Source organism: Glycomyces salinus (genome assembly GCF_016428645.1).
Classification (GTDB): Bacteria; Actinomycetota; Actinomycetes; order Mycobacteriales; family Micromonosporaceae; genus Glycomyces; species Glycomyces salinus.
In genome coordinates this window covers 48,933-67,516 of the sequence record NZ_JAELXW010000006.1, presented here as the reverse complement: position 1 = coordinate 67,516, position 18,584 = coordinate 48,933, and the positions used below count along the sequence as shown (strand labels likewise).

The 18,584-nt window shown below is 70.9% G+C and carries 15 protein-coding genes; 6 read left to right on the top strand and 9 right to left on the bottom strand.

What is annotated here, in order from left to right:
* Positions 1-70 precede the first annotated feature (70 nt).
* Both ndk and JFB92_RS02530 read left to right on the top strand, forming a co-directional pair.
* Positions 71-511, top strand: a complete 441-nt coding sequence (gene ndk, locus JFB92_RS02535) for a nucleoside-diphosphate kinase (RefSeq protein WP_199034555.1) — start codon at positions 71-73, stop codon at positions 509-511.
* A gap of 60 nt (positions 512-571) precedes the next feature.
* Complete coding sequence (locus JFB92_RS02530; RefSeq protein ID WP_199034553.1) at positions 572-937, top strand: tRNA-binding protein; 366 nt, start codon at positions 572-574, stop codon at positions 935-937.
* Here JFB92_RS02530 and JFB92_RS02525 read toward each other — a convergent pair.
* The 4 genes from JFB92_RS02525 to JFB92_RS02510 form a co-directional block, all read right to left on the bottom strand.
* Positions 934-1,668, bottom strand: coding sequence for a hypothetical protein (locus JFB92_RS02525; RefSeq protein ID WP_199034551.1), 735 nt, complete (start codon positions 1,666-1,668; stop codon positions 934-936). The two genes, JFB92_RS02530 and JFB92_RS02525, sit on opposite strands and share 4 nt — an antisense overlap.
* A gap of 40 nt (positions 1,669-1,708) precedes the next feature.
* A complete protein-coding gene (locus JFB92_RS02520; protein WP_199034549.1) occupies positions 1,709-2,614 on the bottom strand; it encodes a 2-hydroxyacid dehydrogenase in 906 nt (301 codons plus the stop codon).
* Between the two features lie 63 nt (positions 2,615-2,677).
* Entirely contained in the window at positions 2,678-3,271 is a 594-nt protein-coding gene (locus JFB92_RS02515; RefSeq protein ID WP_199034547.1) for a dihydrofolate reductase family protein, read from the bottom strand.
* Between the two features lie 57 nt (positions 3,272-3,328).
* Positions 3,329-5,455, bottom strand: a complete 2,127-nt coding sequence (locus JFB92_RS02510) for an anthranilate synthase component I (RefSeq protein ID WP_199034545.1) — start codon at positions 5,453-5,455, stop codon at positions 3,329-3,331.
* 434 nt (positions 5,456-5,889) lie between these two features.
* Between JFB92_RS02510 and ileS the strand changes: the two genes are divergently transcribed.
* From ileS to JFB92_RS02490, 4 genes are all read left to right on the top strand, one after another.
* Entirely contained in the window at positions 5,890-9,036 is a 3,147-nt protein-coding gene (gene ileS, locus JFB92_RS02505) for an isoleucine--tRNA ligase (RefSeq protein WP_199034544.1), read from the top strand.
* A gap of 150 nt (positions 9,037-9,186) precedes the next feature.
* Positions 9,187-9,474, top strand: a complete 288-nt coding sequence (locus JFB92_RS02500; protein ID WP_199034540.1) for a nucleotidyltransferase family protein — start codon at positions 9,187-9,189, stop codon at positions 9,472-9,474.
* Between the two features lie 84 nt (positions 9,475-9,558).
* Entirely contained in the window at positions 9,559-9,759 is a 201-nt protein-coding gene (locus tag JFB92_RS02495) for a hypothetical protein (protein ID WP_199034538.1), read from the top strand.
* Positions 9,759-10,145 (top strand): type II toxin-antitoxin system death-on-curing family toxin, encoded by a 387-nt coding sequence (locus tag JFB92_RS02490; RefSeq protein WP_199034536.1) that lies wholly within the window; start codon positions 9,759-9,761, stop codon positions 10,143-10,145. The genes JFB92_RS02495 and JFB92_RS02490 overlap by 1 nt, the downstream gene beginning before the upstream one ends.
* A gap of 329 nt (positions 10,146-10,474) precedes the next feature.
* On the opposite strand, the gene JFB92_RS02485 is transcribed toward JFB92_RS02490, so the two are convergent.
* The 5 genes from JFB92_RS02485 to JFB92_RS02465 all read right to left on the bottom strand — a co-directional run bounded on the left by JFB92_RS02485 (position 10,475) and on the right by JFB92_RS02465 (position 18,575).
* Complete coding sequence (locus JFB92_RS02485; RefSeq protein WP_199034534.1) at positions 10,475-10,942, bottom strand: Rv0361 family membrane protein; 468 nt, start codon at positions 10,940-10,942, stop codon at positions 10,475-10,477.
* 194 nt (positions 10,943-11,136) lie between these two features.
* Positions 11,137-11,604: an Rv0361 family membrane protein gene (locus JFB92_RS02480; RefSeq protein ID WP_199034532.1), complete on the bottom strand. Its 468-nt coding sequence runs from the start codon at positions 11,602-11,604 to the stop codon at positions 11,137-11,139.
* 187 nt (positions 11,605-11,791) lie between these two features.
* Complete coding sequence (locus JFB92_RS02475) at positions 11,792-12,271, bottom strand: Rv0361 family membrane protein (protein ID WP_199034531.1); 480 nt, start codon at positions 12,269-12,271, stop codon at positions 11,792-11,794.
* Between the two features lie 165 nt (positions 12,272-12,436).
* Entirely contained in the window at positions 12,437-15,481 is a 3,045-nt protein-coding gene (locus tag JFB92_RS02470) for an ATP-dependent helicase (protein ID WP_199034530.1), read from the bottom strand.
* Positions 15,474-18,575, bottom strand: coding sequence for an ATP-dependent DNA helicase (locus JFB92_RS02465; RefSeq protein ID WP_233162187.1), 3,102 nt, complete (start codon positions 18,573-18,575; stop codon positions 15,474-15,476). The genes JFB92_RS02470 and JFB92_RS02465 overlap by 8 nt, the downstream gene beginning before the upstream one ends.
* Between the last annotated feature and the right edge of the window lie 9 nt (positions 18,576-18,584).

Genomic DNA, 18,584 nt, shown 5'->3' with positions numbered 1-18,584 from the left:
TCCACACCTGGTTCACCGGGTTCTACGAGCATGCTACGTGCCGGGGACCACCGGCACAACATCGCTTAGGATGGCGACCGGAATCCGACAGCTATCGCAAGGAGCCACCGTGCAGCGCACGCTCGTGTTGATCAAACCCGACGCCGTCGAGCGAGGACTCATCGGCGAGGTACTGGGCCGCCTCGAACGCAAGGGCCTGCGCGTCGAGCGGATGGAGCTGCGCACCATGAGCTCCGAACTGGCCGACCGGCACTACGCCGAGCACGTCGACAAGCCGTTCTACCCCGGGCTGAAGGAGTTCATGACCTCCGCGCCGCTGGTGGCGCTCATCGCCTCCGGCGATGAGGCCATCCCGGTGGTGCGGGCCCTGGCCGGGACCACCGACGGCCGCAAGGCCGAGCCCGGCACCATCCGAGGGGACCTCTCGCTGTCCAACCAGCGCAACCTGATCCACGCCTCGGACTCCGAGGAGTCCGCCAAGCGGGAGATCGACCTCTGGTTCGACGCCTAGGGTCCGGACTCCGCCGAGCTTGACCGGCGGTTTACAAACGAGCGGCCGTACATTGTCCCGATGGAATCGACCACCGAATCAGCGGCCATCGAGCAGACCACTGCCGAGGACTTCTTCCGCACCGACATCCGGACCGGCCGCATCGAGCGGGCCGAGGTCAACGAGAAGGCCCGCAAGCCCGCCTACAAGCTCTGGATCGACTTCGGCGAGCTGGGCCGGAAGCAGTCCAGCGCGCAGATCACCGCCCGCTACACCGCCGAGGAGCTGGTCGGCCGCACCGTCGTGGCCGTGACCAACTTCCCGCCGCGCCGCATCGCCGGCTTCAAGTCCGAGGTGCTGGTACTGGGCGTGCCCGTGGAGGGCACCGACGAGGTCGTGCTCCTGGAGCCGGAGGCCGAGGTCCCGCTGGGCACCCGGATCTCCTAAGGCTTGTACGTGTTGTGCTGGAACGTGGTGTCCAGCAGCGCCTCGACCGCCGGTTCGAAGCGCTGTGTCCCCGACTCCGGCACGGCCGCGACCCCCAGGAAGATCCCGTCGTCTCCGGGGTTGACCAGGAGCAGCGCCAAGTCCTCGTACTCGTCCGGCGAGGAGTCCAGGCTGTCCCAGGAGACGCGGGTCTCCAGCAGCACCGCCGGGTGGGTGTCGACCACGAGGTCGGTCAGCTCCGGCTCCGACCTGGTCAGCCCGGTCGTCCCGGAGTAGGGGTAGTCGAACACCCAGGTGTCGACGATCTCGGTGGCCGTCGAGCGCAGGTCCTCGGGGTCGGCGTTGAGGGCGAACTCGCCGAGCCTGCCGACCATGAAATAGGAGATCCAGTTGTTGCCGTGCGAGACGCTCATCGCGTGGGCGTCCTCGGCCAGCAGCTCGTCGCTGCCGGGTCCGGCATAGGCGTGCCAGCCGTCCTGCGGGATCGGCGTGAGCGCGCCGAGCGAGCGCACACCCAGGTAGCCGTCGGGGATCTCCAGTTCCTGCGGAACCAGGGAGGTCTCGACGCCGCCTTCGACCGGCTCGTCACCGCCGATCGGAGTGTCGCCGCCGTCGCCGCCGAGCAGCGCGACGGCACCGGTGACGGCCAGGGCGAGCACGAGCACGACGGCGCCGATGATCAGTCCGCCTCGTCCCCTGGTGCCGGGCGCGGGGTTCGGGGGCGATTCCATGCCCCGATGGTATCCGCGGCCGGCCAGTGCGCTCCGGTGTCTAGTAGCCGTTCTCGACCACGTTGACCAGCGGCTCGCCGGAGGCGAAACGCCGGATCTGGTCGCCTACGGGCGGATAGCAGCGTTCGGCGAAGTTCTCCACCGCGCCGCCCACGTGCGGGGTGATGAGCGCCCCTTCCAGGCCCCACAGCTCGTGGTCGGCCGGGAGCGGCTCGGGCTCGGTGACGTCGAGGGCGCAGCGCAGGCGCCCGGAGGCGACCTCGGCGGTCAGGGCGGCAGTGTCGACGACCCGGCCGCGGGCGGCGTTGACAAGCAGCGCCCCGTCCTTCATCCGCGCCAGGAAAACGGCGTCGGCCAGGTTCTCGGTCTCGGCGGTCAGCGGCACGATCACGACCACCACGTCGGCCTCGGGCAGCAGCCGGGGGAGGTCGTCGATGCCGTGGACGCCGGGCCGGGCGGTCCGGGCGACCTTGGTTACCTTCGCGGCCGATGCCTCGAACCGCCGGGCGATGGCCTCGCCGATCGCTCCGGCGCCGACGATGAGCGTCGACTTCCCGGCCAGGCCCGGGGAACGGTGCGGCGCCCAGTTCCGTTCGGTCTGCCGGCGCGCGTAGCGGTCGAGGTCGCGCAGCGAGGCCAGCGTCGCCGCGAGCGCCCATTCGGCGGTGGACTCGGTGTGGGGACCGCGGTTGTTGCACAGGGCCACACCTTCGGGGACGATCGGGACCCAGGTCTCGGCCCCGGCGCTGAGCAGCTGCACCACCTTCAGGTTCGGCATGGCCGTCAGCACCGGGGCGGGATCGTCCGCGAAGAACGGCGGCACCAGGAACTCGACCTTCGCCGGGTCCGAGGGGTACTCGTCGCCCTCGAACACCTCGACCTCGACGCCTTCGGGGATCGGGCCGAGGAGGTCCCGGCCCTCTGCATGCGCTATCCAGATCTTCATTCGCTGATCGTAAGGACCGCCCGCCGCAGACACGAGCTCCCCTCCGGTCGCGGAGCGGCCTCGTCACCCCTCGGACCGGCCGGGCGGCTTCACCCGGTACTTGAGCACCGCGAACTGCCCCGCGGAGCGGGCCTCGAGCAGTTCGAGCCGGTCGGACAGGACTTGTCGTGGCAGGAGCGGGGCGCCGCCGCCGAGGAACACCGGCGCCGCGGAGACGACGACCTCGTCGAGCAGCCCTGCGTCGAAGAACTGGCCGACCAGGTCCCCGCCGCCGACGATCCACCGGTTCTTCTCCCCGGCGGCCGCGGCCATGGCCTCGTGGACCGCCTCGACCGGTCCGGAGGCGAAGCGGATGTCGGCTCCCGGCACGGATGGGAGGTCGCGGTGGGTGAACACCCAGGCCGGCTGCTCATATGGCCACTTCTCCGGTTTCTCGAGGAGCTGCTCGTAGTCGAGGATCCACTCGTAGGTCGTCGACCCCATGCAGATCGCGCCCACGCCCTTCATGAACTCGTCGAACTCGCCGAGCGGCCCCTCCTCGGCCTCCTCCTGCTCAGGGTGTCCGCCTCCGACGCCGAAGAGCCATTTCAGTGAGTTGTCGGCATCGGCGATGAACCCGTCGATGCTCGTCGCGGTGTTGTAGATGGTTTTCGCCATCCGCCCACTCAACCACGGTCCTGTGACAGGCCGGGCGGAAAGCCGCCCGGCCGCAGGTCAGGCGGTGAGGCGGAGCAGGTTGCCGATGATCCGGTGGCCGTGGGCCCCGGCGGCGGTCAGGATCGATTCGGGGTGGAACTGGACGGCGAACCAGCGCTTGGACGGGGCTTCGATCGCCATCACCACGTCGTCGATGGCCGCGGTCGGCGCGAAACCGCCCCTGACCTGGTCGGGCGTGGCGTAGATCGAGTGGTAGCGGGCGGCCGTCACCTCGTCGGGCAGCCCGTCGAACAGGCCCCCGCCCATGACCTTGATGTTCCCGGGCTTGCCGTGGCTCGGCTGGTCCAGCAGCGACAGCTCCCCGCCGGCGTGCTCGACCATGGCCTGGAGCCCCAGGCACACCCCGAACACCGGCAGTCCGCGCCGGGCGAGCTCGTCGAGGAGCGCGGCGGTCCCGAAGTCGTCGGGCCGCCCCGGGCCGGGGGAGAGGACCACCAGGTCCGGGTCGATCTCGTCGAGGGTCTCGGCGGCGTCGAAGCCGAACCGCAGCGTGGTCACCTCGCAGCCGTGCTGCCGGAAGTAGTCGCCGAGCGTGTTGACGAAGGAGTCCTCGTGGTCGACCAGGAGCACCCTGCGGCCGACGCCCGCCGGACCGCCCGCGACCTCGATCGGAGTCGGGGTCGGCGCCGCGGCCCCGATGCCGCCGGCGGCCGTCTCCAGCAGCGCGCGGGCCTTCAGATGCGTCTCGGCCTCCTCGGCGTCGGGCTCGGAGTCGTACAGCAGCGTCGCCCCGGCGCGCACGCACGCGACGCCGTCGCGGATCTGCGCGGTCCGGAGCGTCAGCCCGGTGTTCATCGACCCGTCCAGGCCCACGAAGCCGACCGCGCCGCCGTACCAGCGCCTGGGCGTGGTCTCGTGCTCCTCGATGAAGCGCATCGCCCACGTCTTGGGCGCGCCGGTCACCGTCACCGACCACATGTGCGTCAGGAACGCGTCCAGGGCGTCCATGCCCTCGCGCAGCCGCCCCTCGACGTGGTCGACGGTGTGGATGAGCCTGGAGTACATCTCGATCTGCCGGCGCCCGAGGACCTTGACCGACCCGGGCACGCACACGCGGGCCTTGTCGTTGCGGTCGACGTCGGTGCACATGGTCAGCTCCGACTCCTCCTTGGGGGAGCCGATCAGCTCGGCGATCTGCGAGGCGTCGTGCAGCGGGTCGTCCCCGCGCGCGATCGTCCCCGAGATCGGGCAGGTCTCCACGCGCTCGCCCTGCACCCGGACGAACATCTCCGGGCTGGCCCCGACCAGGTACTCGCCGTCGCCGAGGTTGAACAGGAACTCGTACGGGGCCGGATTGGCCCGGCGCAGCCGCTCGTAGAACGCCGAAGGCGAGTCGCAGGCGGCGTACATCTCGTGCCCGGGCACGACCTCGAACAGGTTCCCGGCCTTGAACTCCTCCTTGGCGCGCCGCACCGTGTCGGCATAGACGCCCGGGACCGGGCCCGCCGGCACCTCGTCGGCGGCCACGTAGGCGCGCTTCTCGGTCTCGCGGCCCAGGCCGTCGGTCCGGCGGTCCCCGTAACCGAACTCGTAGCGGTACACCAGGGCCGTCTCGCGCTTGCGGTCGACCACGTACACCTCGTCGGCCAGGTGCAGCACCAGGTCGCGGGCGTCGCCGGGGCGGTCCTTGGCGAAGGGGATCGGCTCGAACTGGTAGGCGAGGTCGTAGCCGAACGCGCCCCAGAACCCCAGGTACGGGTCGTCGCAGGCCAGCGCCTCCAGCAGCGCCCGCAGCGCGGTGAACGCCGTCGGCTGCTTCGACCGCTCCTCCTCGGGCACCCGGTCGGCCGGCTCGGGGACCACCGCGCGGACCCCGTCGTCGTGCCGGGAGACGGTCCCGATGTCGGCGCGCCGCAGCGCGTCGGCGAGCGCGTCCACGATCAGCGAGCCGCGCTCGTTGAGGCTGCGGACGTCGACCGTCCGGCCCCTCGCCACGACCTCGACCGGCGGGTCGGCGTAGGCCAGGTGGAAGCGGGAATACCGGCCCGGGTACTCCATGCCCGAAGACAGGACCCCGCCGCGGCGGGTCTCGACCCGCTGCACGACCTCGGTCAGGTCCCAGTCCGGCAGTTCTTCGACGGCGCGGCGGATCGCCACCCCGCAGGGCGTCTCATACGTGGTCATTCGGCCTCGTTCTCGTTCGGGCCCCGAGCGGAGGCCGCCCCCGGATACGACGAAGCGACCGCCTTGCGGGGCGGTCGCTTGCTTCTTGCACGCAGGAGCAACAGCGCCGCCTCAGCGACGCCACCACCAGTTGCGTGCGATATGTCTCACGGGGCCGATCCTACACGGCCGGGGCCGCGAGCGAAATCCGGTAGAAGCGCCGCCGAAGGCAGCGCTAGACTTGCGTGCAGCAGCTACGACCCGGCCATCACCGGCGAGCTTCCGGAAGAAACGGCACGAGCCTCAGTAGAACCGGACGGCAGCGGCCCGTCATCGCCGCCGAATCGAGCGGGCGCGCTCCGGCGCGCCAAGCGAGGTGGTACCGCGGGCCCCCGGCTCGTCCTCGCGCACCGGAAGTCAACCAGGTGTGACGAGGAGACGGAGACACCGAGCCCATGGCCTATCCACTCGACGACCCCGGACGGGGCGTACCGGCGAGCCCGAACCTTCCCGAGGTCGAGCGGCGCGTGCTCGACTTCTGGGCGAAGGACGACACCTTCCAGACCTCGATCGGGGATCGCGAGGCGGGCGAGAACGGCTCGAACGAGTTCGTCTTCTACGACGGCCCTCCGTTCGCCAACGGCCTGCCGCACTACGGGCACCTCCTGACCGGTTACGTCAAGGACATCGTCCCGCGCTACCAGACCATGCGCGGCCGCCGCGTCGAGCGCCGCTTCGGCTGGGACACCCACGGCATGCCCGCCGAGGTCACCACCGAGCAGGAGCTGGGCCTGAAGTCCAAGGCCGACATCGAGGAGTACGGCGTCGACCGGTTCAACGCCGCCGCCAAGGCCTCGGTCCTCCAGTTCACCGGCGAGTGGGAGGAGTACGTCACCCGTCAGGCCCGCTGGGTCGACTTCCACAACGACTACAAGACGCTCGACCTGGACTACATGGAGAGCGTCATGTGGGCCTTCAAGACCCTCTACGACAAGGGCCTGGTCTACGAGGGCTACCGGGTGCTGTGGTACTGCTGGCGCTGCGAGACGCCCCTGGCGGCCACCGAGACCAAGATGGACGACACCTACCGGGACCGGCAGGACCCGGCCGTGACCGTCGGCCTCGACGTGACCTCGCCCGGCCCGCTGGAGGGCGCCAAGCTGCTGGTGTGGACGACCACGCCCTGGACGCTGCCGTCGAACCTGGCCGCCGCCGTCCACCCCGAGGTCGACTACGTGGTCGCCGAGTCCGAGGGCTCGCGCTTCGTGCTGGCCGAGGCCCGCCTGGCCGCCTACGCGCGCGAACTCGGCGAGGCCCCGGCCGTCGTCGGCCGCTACAAAGGCTCGGAGCTGGTGGGGCTGCGCTACAACCCGCCGTTCGACTTCTTCGCCGGCCGCACCAACGCCCACCAGGTCCTGGCCGCCCCGTACGTGACCACCGACGACGGCACCGGCCTGGTCCACATCGCCCCGGCCTTCGGCGAGGAGGACAAGCTCGTCACCGACGCGGCCGGGATCGAACCGGTCGTGCCGGTCGACGAGTCCGGGCTGTTCACCGACGAGGTCCCGCCCTACGCCGGCATGCACGTCTTCGACGCGAACAAGCAGATCATCAAGGACCTCAAAGCCGCCGAGAGCCTGCTGCGCCACGACACCTACAACCACAACTACCCGCACTGCTGGCGCTGCGGCTCGCCGCTGATACAGCGCGCCCTGTCGGCCTGGTTCGTCGCGGTCACCAAGTTCCGCGACCGCATGGTCGAGCTCAACCGGCAGATCGACTGGACCCCGGCCCATGTCAGGGACGGCCAGTTCGGCAAGTGGCTCGAGGGCGCCCGCGACTGGAACATCAGCCGCAACCGCTTCTGGGGCGCGCCGATCCCGGTGTGGGTCTCCGACGACCCCGCCCACCCGCGCGTGGACGTCTACGGCTCGCTCGCCGAGCTGAAGCGCGACTTCGGCGTGGAGGTCACCGACCTGCACCGGCCGGTCATCGACGAGCTGACCCGTCCCAACCCGGACGACCCGACCGGCGAGTCGGTCATGCGCCGGGTCCCGGAGGTCCTGGACTGCTGGTTCGAGTCGGGCTCGATGCCGTTCGCCCAGGTGCACTACCCGTTCGAGAACACCGAGTGGTTCGAGCACCACTACCCGGGCGACTTCATCGTCGAGTACACCGCGCAGACCCGCGGCTGGTTCTACACGCTGCACGTCCTGGCGACGGCCCTGTTCGACCGGCCGGCGTTCCGCACCGCCCTGGTGCACGGGACGCTGCTGGGCGCCGACGGCGCCAAGATGTCGAAGTCGCTGCGGAACTACCCGGACGTGCGCGACTCGTTCGAGGAGTACGGCTCGGACGCGATGCGCTGGTTCCTGGTCGCCTCGCCGGTCCTGCGCGGCGGCGACATGCCGGTGACCGAGAACGGCTTCCGGGACGCGGTCCGCCAGGTGGTCCTGCCGCTGTGGAACGTGTGGTACTTCTACACGCTCTACGCCGGGGCCGCCGGGTACGAGTCGACCCCCGAGGAGGCGCGCACCGCCGCGCTCGCCAGTGGGCACCGGCTCGACCGGTACCTGCTGGCCAAGACCCGGGAGCTGGTCGAGACGACCACCGAGGCGATGGACGGCTACGACCTGGCCGGGGCCACCGCCGCGTTCCGCTCCTACCTGGAGTCGCTGACCAACTGGTACGTGCGCCGCTCGCGCGACCGGTTCTGGGAGGGCGACGAGGCCGGATTCGCGACGCTGGCGACGGCGCTGAAGACCGCCTGCGAGGTGGCCGCGCCGCTGCTGCCGATGATCACCGAGGACATCTGGCGGGGCCTGACCGGCGGCCGCTCGGTGCACCTGATCGACTGGCCCTCGCCCGAGGACCTGCCGAGCGACCCGGCGCTGGTCGAGGCCATGGACGCGGTCCGCGAGGTCGCCTCGGTCGGCCTGTCCATGCGCAAGGCCAGGAAGCTGCGGGTGCGGCTGCCGCTGGCGAAGCTGACCGTCGCCACCGGCCACGCCGAGCGGCTCGAGCCGTTCGCCGACCTGCTGCGCGACGAGCTGAACGTCAAGGCCGTCGAGTTCGACTCGGACGTCGCCGGCTACAGCCGGGCCGACCTGAAGCTGGTCCCGCGCGTGCTCGGCCCGAGGCTCGGAAAGGACGTGCAGCGGGTCATCAAGGCCGTCAAGTCCGGCGACTGGACCGCCGAGGACGGCCGGGTGACCGCCGGAGGGGTCGAACTCGAGGACGGCGAGTACGAGCTGACCATGGTCGCCGTCGACGCCGAGCACACCGAGGCCCTGCCGGACCAGGCGGGCGTGCTGGTCCTGGACACCGAGGTGACCCCGGAACTGGCCGCCGAGGGCCTGGCCCGCGACGTGGTCCGCGTGATCCAGCAGGCCCGCAAGGACGCCGACCTGGACGTGTCCGACCGGGTGGCTGTCACCGTCGACGCCGACAAGGAGGTGCGCGCGGCCGTGGAGACCCACCGCGCCTTCGTCGAAGGCGAGACCCTGGCCAGGGAATTGGCCTTCGGAACCTTGGACGACGAAGCCACCGGCGGTGAAGCAGGAGAAGGCCAGACAGTCAAGGCCGCCGTCCGCAAACTCTAGAGCTGAACGGTCGCAGTGGGTCCGGGCGCCGAAGGCGCCCGGACCCACTGCGTTTCCCACTCGTGCCAGCCTGAGCGGGGCCGTAGAATCGTGGAGAAGGGGAGCAAGAGGGCTTCAATGCCGATCGATCGGCCAGCGCCGCGAAGGCGGGTGACCGTCGCGGAACTCCGGTCGCATCGTGTTGAGATCAGCCGTATCGGTGCCAAGTACGGGATCGGCCACATCCGTGTGTTCGGTTCAGTTGCACGCGGCGAGGCGGACTCTGAAAGCGATCTGGATTTGCTGGTCGACGTAGGTCCGGGTCGCGGCTACTTCGATCTGGCTGGATTCGCGCTCGAAGTTGAGGAGCTGCTGGGCGTCTTCACAGAGGTCTCAACAGTCGAGGGAATTCAGGCACGCATTCGGGATCGGGTTCTGGCAGAGGCGACCTGTTTCTGAGGATGACGGGCTTGTCCGCTTCGAAGCGAATCCTGTGGTGGCATGGGTGGTATCATTGATGCAACCAGTACGGAGGTGGTTTGGATGGCCATGACATTGCGACTGTCAAGCGAGATCGAGGATACGTTTCGTGAGGAATCGGCTGAGGCGGGAGTATCGATGAACAGTGCTGCCGAGGAGGCGATCCTGGATTGGATCAACCACCGCCAACGCGAGCGAGTGCGTGAGGTCGCCGAGGGCATCGCCGAACGGCACGCTCGACTTCTCGCGAGGCTTGCGGAATAGTGACCCGGTATCTTTCAACCGAATCGCTGATTGATCTTGTCAAGGTTGCTGTCGGCCCGGAGGCAAAGATCCGGGACGTCGGTTTGCTGGAGTCGGCCGCCGCGCGCCCGCAGACAAGATTGTTCGGCGAAGACGCGTACGAGACTCTCGTAGAGAAGGCCGCCGCTCTACTGCACTCAGTTGTGTCCAATCATCCGCTTGTCGATGGCAACAAACGCCTCGGCTTTGTTGCGGCCGCGACATTCTTGTCCATCAACGGCATCGAGCTAAGAGATCCGGACGAGGTCGAAGGTGATGCCTACCAGCTCATCATCGAGGTGGCTTCCGGTCAATTGACCTCGGTCGATGAGATCGGCAGACGACTGGTTCCATTGCTTGCTGGCTGACGGCCGAGAACACTGGAGCGAGCCGAACAAAGCCGGGCGCCAGAGGCGCCCGGCCTTCAGTTGCTAGATAGGTGAAACTCGTTACCGATCAGCTAGATAGCAAGCCGTGTCGGAGTGGCTAGGGGTGACGCCTAGGTCAAGGAGGCTGACGTAGCAGGTAACATAAGCGTAGGTATTCCCAGAAGCGCCCTGCTCGCAGGCACCGGTTACACCCGAACCGACACTATAGCCGAGGTCGCTTAGGTAGCCGGTGCAGTCCGAAGTTGATGCGCTGGCTGGGGATGCGGTTGCTATCAGGCCGGCTGCGACCAGTCCGGTCGCGCCAGTTTTTAGAGACCGAAGCCGCAGACCTTCCATTCGTCGTCTTCCTTGACCACGTCGATGGTCTGGTTCCTGGTCTCGCCGTCGGCGGTGATCTCGATCTCGACGGTCGCGGTGTCGCCGTCCTCGGTGACCTCGCCGATCTCGTAGGAGTAGTCGTCGGGGACCGAGTACTCCTCGAGCCGTTCGACCGCCTGCTCTCGCTCCTCGCCGGTGAGGGCTACGAACTCCTCGGCCGACTCCCGGCGCTCCTCGACGTGCTCGGCGCACTGGTAGTCGGCGGCGGCCTCGACGGCCGCCTCGGCGTCGCCCTCGATGAGGTGGCTCCTGTATTCGGCCATGCCGTCGTCGATGAATGCCTCGACCACTCCCTCAGGAGAATCGCTCGCGTCACTGCAGGCGGCCAGTGCCAGCGCGATAGCGCAGGCGCCGCTGGCCAGGGCGGTCAGGCGGGCCGGACGGAGCTTGATGTCCACGAATGAGTTCCTATCTGTGCGGGGGTTCGAGCATTCCCTCAGGTTGGTGCGTCGCCATCGGGGGATCTGAGGAACCTAGCATCAGCGCGCAACCACCGGAGGGCGTCGAAACGACTCCCGAGCGGCACCGGGGGCCGGGCGCTTTCGGCGCCCGGCCCCCGCATTCGATTTGCTGGAGAGGTGTGGCCTCGGGGTCAGACGCCGAAGCCGCAGACCTTCCATTCGTCGTCTTCCTTGACCACGTCGACGCCCTCGGTGACGGTCTCGCCCTCGGCGGTGAGTTCGACGTTGACGGTCGCGGTGTCGCCGTCTTCGGTGACCTCGCCGATCTCGTAGGAGTAGTCGTCGGGGACCGCGGCCTCCGCCATCTGGGCGGCCTGCGCCTCCTGCTCCTCGGGGCTGAGCTCCTCGTACTGGGCGGCCATCTCCTCCAGGCCCTCGACATCCTCGGCGCACAGGTGCTCCTCGGCCGCCTCGAGGACCGCGTCGAAGTCGCCCTCCGCGAAGGAGTTGGCGTAGTCCTCGATGCCGCCCCCGAGGAAGTCCTCGACCGCGTCCTCGGGGGAGCCGGCCCCGCCGCCGCACGCGGCCAATGCGAAGGCCATGGCGAAGGCACCGCCGGTCAGGGCGGTCAGGCGGGCCGGACGGAGCTTGAAGTCCATGATCATGAGTTCCTATCGGTGTGGAGGGGGTGATTCGACCATCCCCTCGGGCCGGTGGGCCGCCGTCGGGGGACCCGATGAACGTAGCATCCTCCCGCGAACCGCCAGAAGACCTCGAAATGGACACCGAACGAGCATCGGGGCCCGGCCGCCTGCGGCCGGGCCCCGATGCTCGTTCACGGGCGAACTACATCGCGAACTCGCCGCAGATCTTCCACTCGTCGTCTTCCTTCGTCAGCTCGTGCGAGTTCTCGGTGGTCTCGCCGTCGGCGGTGACCTCGACATTGACGGTCGCGGTGTCGCCGTCCTCGGTGACGTCGCCGATCTCGTACTCGAAGCCGTCGGGGATCTCGACATCCGAGGCCAACTCTTGCAGGGCCTCGTCGGACATGTCCTCCGGCAGCTCGGCGAGCTGGTCGCCGACTTCGCGGATGCCGTCAACGTCGCCGGCGCAGAAGTAGTCCTCGGCGGTGTCCGCGGCCCCTTCGAAGTCGCCGTCGACCATCGCGTTCACGATGTCCTGGGCTCCGTTGTCGTAGAAGTTCTCGACTGCTCCGTCGGGAGTGTCGTTGCTTCCGCCGCAGGCGGCGAGTGCCATCGTCAGGGCGAAGGCGCCTCCGGCCAGGGCGGTCAGGCGGGCGGGACGAAGCTTGGTGCGGTCGTTCATGAGTTCCTATCAATTGTGCGTGGGGGGGAATCGTCGCGTCCCGTCTCGATCGCGCCGCCGATCGGGTCCGTCGGCGCCTTCGGGGGACCCGAAGAACCTAACACCGCCTTGCAAACTGCCAGGGGACACCGCGCGGACAATGGACGAACTTCGCATTCCCGACGGCTAAATCCCGTCCGGCCGCCACGTGCGATCCTGGCCCACGTAGTAGAAGGCCATGCCCACCTCCGACTCGTCCACACCCTTGAGCTCCGCCCACGCCTTCCGGTAGACCCGAAGCTGCAACGCCGCGTTCTCGGCCGCCTCGCCCTCCGGGGCCCGGCTGGTCTTCCAGTCCACCACGTCGAAGCCGCCGCCGTCCCGCGCGAACACCGCGTCGATGCGGCCGCGCACCACCAGGCCCTCGTAGTCGACCACGAACGGCACCTCCTGGGCCACCATGTGCCGCGAGGCCCACTCCGAGCCCCGGAAGGCCCGCTTCAGGCGCTCCAGATCCGCGTCGGCCTCCACCTCGTCGGCCGCCCCCGGCAGGTCCGCCGGGTCGAACAGGGCCCCGCCGCCGAAGAACTCCTCGACCCACGCGTGGAACTCCGTGCCCCGCCGGGTCGCCGCGCGCGGCGGCTGCGGCATCGGGCGGCGCCTGGCGGCCGCGAACGCCTCCTCGTCGGCCCGCAGCGCCATCAGCTGCGAGGTCGACAGGCGCTCGGGGCGCGGCACCCGGATCACTCCCGACTCGCGCTCGTCCCGCTCGGCCAGCAGCAGCGCCGCCGTCTCCGCCCAGGCGCGCGCCGCCGGAGAGTCGGGCTCGGAGTCACCGGCCGCCATCACCAGATCGGCCGCCGCCGCGAACGCCTCCTGGCGCGAACCCAGCGGCGCCGCCTTGGGCCACTGCGCGGTCCGCCCCTGCGCCTCCAACGGGTTCTCGACGCCCGGCTCGGCCCAGAGGGCCACCTCCGCGCCGGCCTCGCGGGCCTCCTCCAGGTACGGCGCCGGATCGCGCTTGCGGCTCGACTCGGCGTCCCACCAGTAGCCGCTGGACAGCAGCAGCCGCTTCGCGCGCGTCAACGCCACATAGGCCAGGCGCCGCTCCTCGTCCAACCGGCCCTCACGGTCGGCCTTCTTGAACGCCCGCAGCGCCGCGGCTACCTCCTTCGGGTCGGCCGCGCCCGCCAGGTCCAGGCCCGGCAGGTTGTCGGCGTCGCCGCGCAGCTCGTACGGCAGCCGCGCCGGATCGGTCACCCAGGTCGGGTCCGAACCGCGGGACGGCAGGATCCCCTGGCACAGGCCGGGCACCGCCACCACGTCCCACTCCAGGCCCTTCGCGGCGTGCACCGTCATCATCTGCACCACCCCCGCGGCCGTGCTCGCGCCCTCCACGACCAGGCCGCGCTCCCGCTCGGCCGCCGACTCCAGGAACGACAGGAAACCCAGCACGTTCGCCCCGGCCGTGTCGTTCTCGTAGGACGCCGCGATGTCGGTGAACTCGTCCAGGTTCGCCAGGTCGCCCTGGTGGAGCATCACCTCCACGTCCAGGCCGGACTTGGCCACCACGTCGCCGACCACATCCGGCAGGCTCTGGCCCAGCCGCCCCCTGATCCACCCCAGCTCCTCGTGGAGCTGCGCGAACCGCAGGTACCCCAGCGGCGAGTAGTTCGCCGCATCCCCGGGAGAGGCCAGCGCGTCGGCCAGCGACGCCTCGGACTCGGCCCCCGCGTCCGGCTCGAAACCGCGCACGTCCGGGGCCAGCTCCCTGGCCCGGTCCCACAGCGCCCCCAGGTCCCGTGCCCCGATCCGCCAGCGCGAGCCGGTCAGCAGCCGCATCAGCGCCGGTCCGCCCAGCGGGTCGGCCGCCGCGCGCAGCATCGCCACCACCTCGGCCACCTCCGGATAGAACAGCAGCCCCAGCGACCCGACCACCTGCACCGGCAGCCCGGCGGCCGTCAGCGCCCGGTGCAGCGCCGGGATCTGCCGCCGCTTGCGCACCAGCACCGCCGCCGTCGCCTCGCCCTCTGGCGACCACTGGTCCTTCAAGCGCCCGGCCAGCCACTCGGCCTCTGCCTCGACGGTCGGGTGCATCGCCGCCTCCACACGGCCCGAACCCGGCACGCCCGCGGTCAGCGGCGGGACCGTCCCGGCCCGCAGCGGCGCCGACACCGCGTTGGCGACCTCCAGGATCTCGGCACGGTTCCGCCACGACCTGGTCAGGTACACCCGCTCCGCGCTCTCGCCGTCGCCGCGCGGGAAATCGGTGCCGAACCGATCGAGCGTCCCCGCCGAGGCCCCCCGCCAGGAGTAGATCGACTGGTTCGGGTCGCCGACGGCCGTCACCGGGTGCCCGCCGCCGAACAACTCCCGCAGCAGCGTCACCTGCGAATGCGAGGTGTCCTGGTACTCGTCGAGCAGCACCACCCGCCAGCGGTCCCGCTCGGTCACCGCGATCTCCGGCGACAGCGAGACCAGCTCGGCCGCCAGCGACAACTGGTCGGCGAAGTCCATCACCCGCTGCTCGCGTTTGCGCCGCTCCCACGCCTCCACCAGCGGCAGCAGCTGGGCGTGCCTGCGCGGCAGCGCCGCGAACCTGCGGAAGTCCTCGTTCGAGCGGGACGCCTGCCGCTCCTCCAGGTCCTCGGCCAGGCGCCGGTCGAACCAGCGCAGGTCGTCCCCGGTCTGGAGGTGCTCGGCCAGCTCGCCGGCGAGCTTGAGGACCTGCTCGGTGACCTTGTCGATCCCCACGTCGAACTCGGTCATCTCGCCGTCCCAGGACGCCACCAGGTCCCGCGCCAGCTGCCACCGGCCGGTCTCGGTCACCACCCGTGTGTTCGGCTCGACCCCGATGCGGATGCCGTGCTCGGAGACCAGGCTCGCCGCATAGGCGTTGTAGGTCGACACCGTCGGCTCGCCGTGCAGCTCGGACAGGGCCGGAATGCCCTCGGCCAGGCGCGCGAGCTTCTCGCGGACGCGCGCGGCCAGCTCCGCCGCGGCCTTGCGCGTGAACGTCAGCCCCAGGATGTGCTCGGGCCTGGCCATCCCGTTGGCGATCAGCCACACCACCCGGTCGGCCATCGTCGTCGTCTTTCCCGAACCGGCCCCGGCCACCACCAGCAGCGGTTCGAGCCTCGCCTCGACGACCGAGCGCTGCTCCTCGGTCGGCGTCGGGTCGCCCAGCCGGTTCGCCAGCCCGACCGCGCTGTACTCCGGCGTCCTACTCATCGGTCACCTGCCGTCCCTCGTCCGCGATCGGGCAGCAGTTCTTCACCGAGCACGTGGCGCACTTGGAGGAGTTCCGCGCCTCGAAGACCGGCCCGCCCATCTGGTTCGCCGCGTCGTCGAGCATCTCCCGCGCCCAGTCGGGGTTCTCGGCCTCCCCGAGGGCCCCCTGCGAGCGGACCGTCAAGCCCTTGGAGTCCTTGTTGGGGTACACCAGCTCCGCGCCGCCGGGCTCGGCGCCCTCCTCGAACGCGCCCTCGGCGACGGCGAACTGGTAGGTGCCCAACTGCGGGTGCGCCGACGAATCCTCGTTGGAGACCGGGTTGCGGCCGGTCTTGAGGTCGACCACGTACAGCCGCCCGTCCTGGCCGCGCTCGAGGCGGTCGACCTGTCCCGAGATGACCACCTCGACACCCGGCGGCCCCAACTCGACCTTGATCCGGAACGACCGCTCGGCTCCCAGCAGCTCGCGCTTGTTGTCGCTCATCCACTTCGCGAACCGGCCGATCGCCCCCTCGACCCGCTGCCGCTCCTGCGCGGCCTGCCACGGCGCCTCGAACGGCAGCCGGTCGAAATGGTCGGAGACCACCCGCTCCATCACCTTGGCCGGGTCGGCGTCCGGAGTCTCGGCCACCGACTCGGCCGCCGCGTGCAGCAGCGTGCCCAGGTGGCGGGGGAGCGGGTCGCCCGAGTCGCCTCCGTGCGACTCCAGCACCCAGCGCAGCGCGCACTGCCGGGTCTTCTCCACCTGCGAGGGCGAGACGCGCATCGTCTCCCCGGCCAGGGTCAGCGCGCGCTCGTCGGACAGTTCGGCCAGGCCCCACCACCGGCCCGGGTCGGCCCCCGGCACGGCCGCCTCGGCCAACCGCTTGAGCTGCGCCGCCGCCGCTTCCCGGCCCGGATGGTCTGGATCGACCACGACCTCCCGCAGGCGCGCCACCAGCGCGGCCAGGCTCAACGGCCGCACCCCGCGCGGCGCCGCCGCGGGTTCGAGGCCGAGTTCGGAGCAGAACCGGCTGGGCTGCATGTCGTCGGAGTCGACGGCGGTCACCAGCAGCCGGTCGCGCGCCCGCGTGCACGCCACGTAGAACAGCCGCCGCTCCTCGTCGAGCAGATGGGCGACCGCGTCGACGTCGGCGCGGCCGTCGAGGAGGTCCACCAGCGCCTCGGCGCCCATCACCGAACCGCGCGGACGCAGGTTCGGCCAGGCCCCCTCCTGGGCCCCGGCCACCACCGCGAACGCCCATTGGCGCCCGTGGGCGGCGTGCGCGGTCGCCAGCGTGACCGCCTCGCCGAGCTCGGCGCTGGCCGAGCGGAAGTCCCCGGGCAGCTCCTGATGCAGGATGTGCTCGCAGAACACCTCGACGCCAGCGCCGGGCTGCTTGTGCTCGTAGTCCTCGGCCAGGTCGAACAGGGCGATCACCGCGTCCAGTTCGGCGTCGGCCCGCTGGGCGCGGCGGTCCCCGGAAAGGGCCCGGCGGTGCAGCCGCTCGCCGACGCCCGAGGTCTCCCACACCCGCCACAGCACCTGCGTGACACCGCCGCCGGCGCGCGCGGCCTCGAACAGCGCCGCCAACCGCCGGGCCGGCTCGGCCCACTCCTCTTCGGGCAGCGAGGCGATCTCGCCGGGATCCCGCAGCGCGTCCACCAGCAGGTCGGACGAGGGGGAGAAGTCGTCGGCGGCCACGGCCAGGCGCCGCAGCTCCTGGCGCAGCCGCCGCTCCCCGAACGGATCGGCCCCGCCGAACTGCGAGTGCAGCAGCCCGGCGGCCGCGGCCTCGTCCAGCCGCTCGGGGCGCCGCCCGAAGAGGACGATCCGCAGCAGATCCCGGACGGTCGAGTGCGACGGGAGCGGCACGTCGTCGGCGGCCTGGCGCGTCGGCACGCCCGCGTGCTGCATGGCGCGCCGCAGCTGCGGGATGGACGAGGCCGACTTGACCAGCACCGCCATGTCCGAATAGGGGACCTGGTCCAGCAGGTGCGCGCGGCGCACCGTGTCGGCGATGAAGGTCGCCTCCCGCGTGGGCGAGGGCAGGAGCACCACCGAGGCCGCTCCCTCCTCCTCCGATCCGGTCCCGCGCCGCCGGTCCCGGTCGGGCCCGCGCAGCCGCCGCGAGAGCGCCACGGTCGCCGCCAGCGGCGCGAGCGCGACCGTGTGGGTGTCGGCCAGCCGCACCGTCGGCGCCTCGCCGCCGCCGACCGGGCCGAACCGGTCGGGGAAGTGCCGCACGATCTCCGGGTCGCCGCCCTGGTAGCCGAAGACGGCTTCGTCGGGGCAGGCCGCGGCGACCAGGCCCCCGCCGCCCCCGGCCAGCAGCTCCAGCAGGTCGACGTGCGCCGGCGTGGCGTCCTGGAGGTCGTCGACGAACAGCCACTCCGGGCGCGGGCACAGCTCCGGGCGGCGCCGCAGCTCGGCGGCCGCGGCGCGCACGATCTCGGCCGAGTCGTAGAGCGCGCTCGAGACCGACTGCACCGCCAGGGTGTCCACGTACCGCTCGTAGAACCGGGCCGCGGCGAGCCACTCGGGCCGGTCGTGCTCCCGGCCCAGGGCGCTCAGGCGCCGCCCGTCGATCCCGCGCTCGCCGCAGCGCAGCACGAGGTCCCGCAGCTGCTGGGTGAAGGCGTACGTCCGCAGCGCCTCGGTCAGCGTCTCGGGCCAGCCGAAGTCCTCGCCGCCGAGCATGGACCGGATGAGCGTGTCGGCCTCGGGGGCGGTGAGCAGCCGCGGCTCGCCGCGGCCGTCGGCGAGCGCGGCCGAGCGCAGCACCGCGAAGGCCAGGGCCGGGAAGGTGAACACCGGGACCTCCTCGGCCGAGCGGGAGGCGGTGAGCGAGTTGATCCGGCCCCTCAGGTGGGCGGTGTCGTGCCGCCGCAGCCCGAGCACCATCACCGAGGACGGCTCGGCCCCGGCCTCGACCTTCGCGGCGGCGGCCCGGATCAGCGCCTCGGTCTTGCCGGTGCCGGGACCGCCGCGGACCAGCAGCGGCCCGGACGAGTGGGCGAGGACTGCGCGCTGTCCCGGGTCGAGTTCGAACTCGAACGGCGCGTCAGGCGGATCGATCAGCTCGTATCGCGGTTCCGCGGCGCCTCCGGACATGGTCACCAT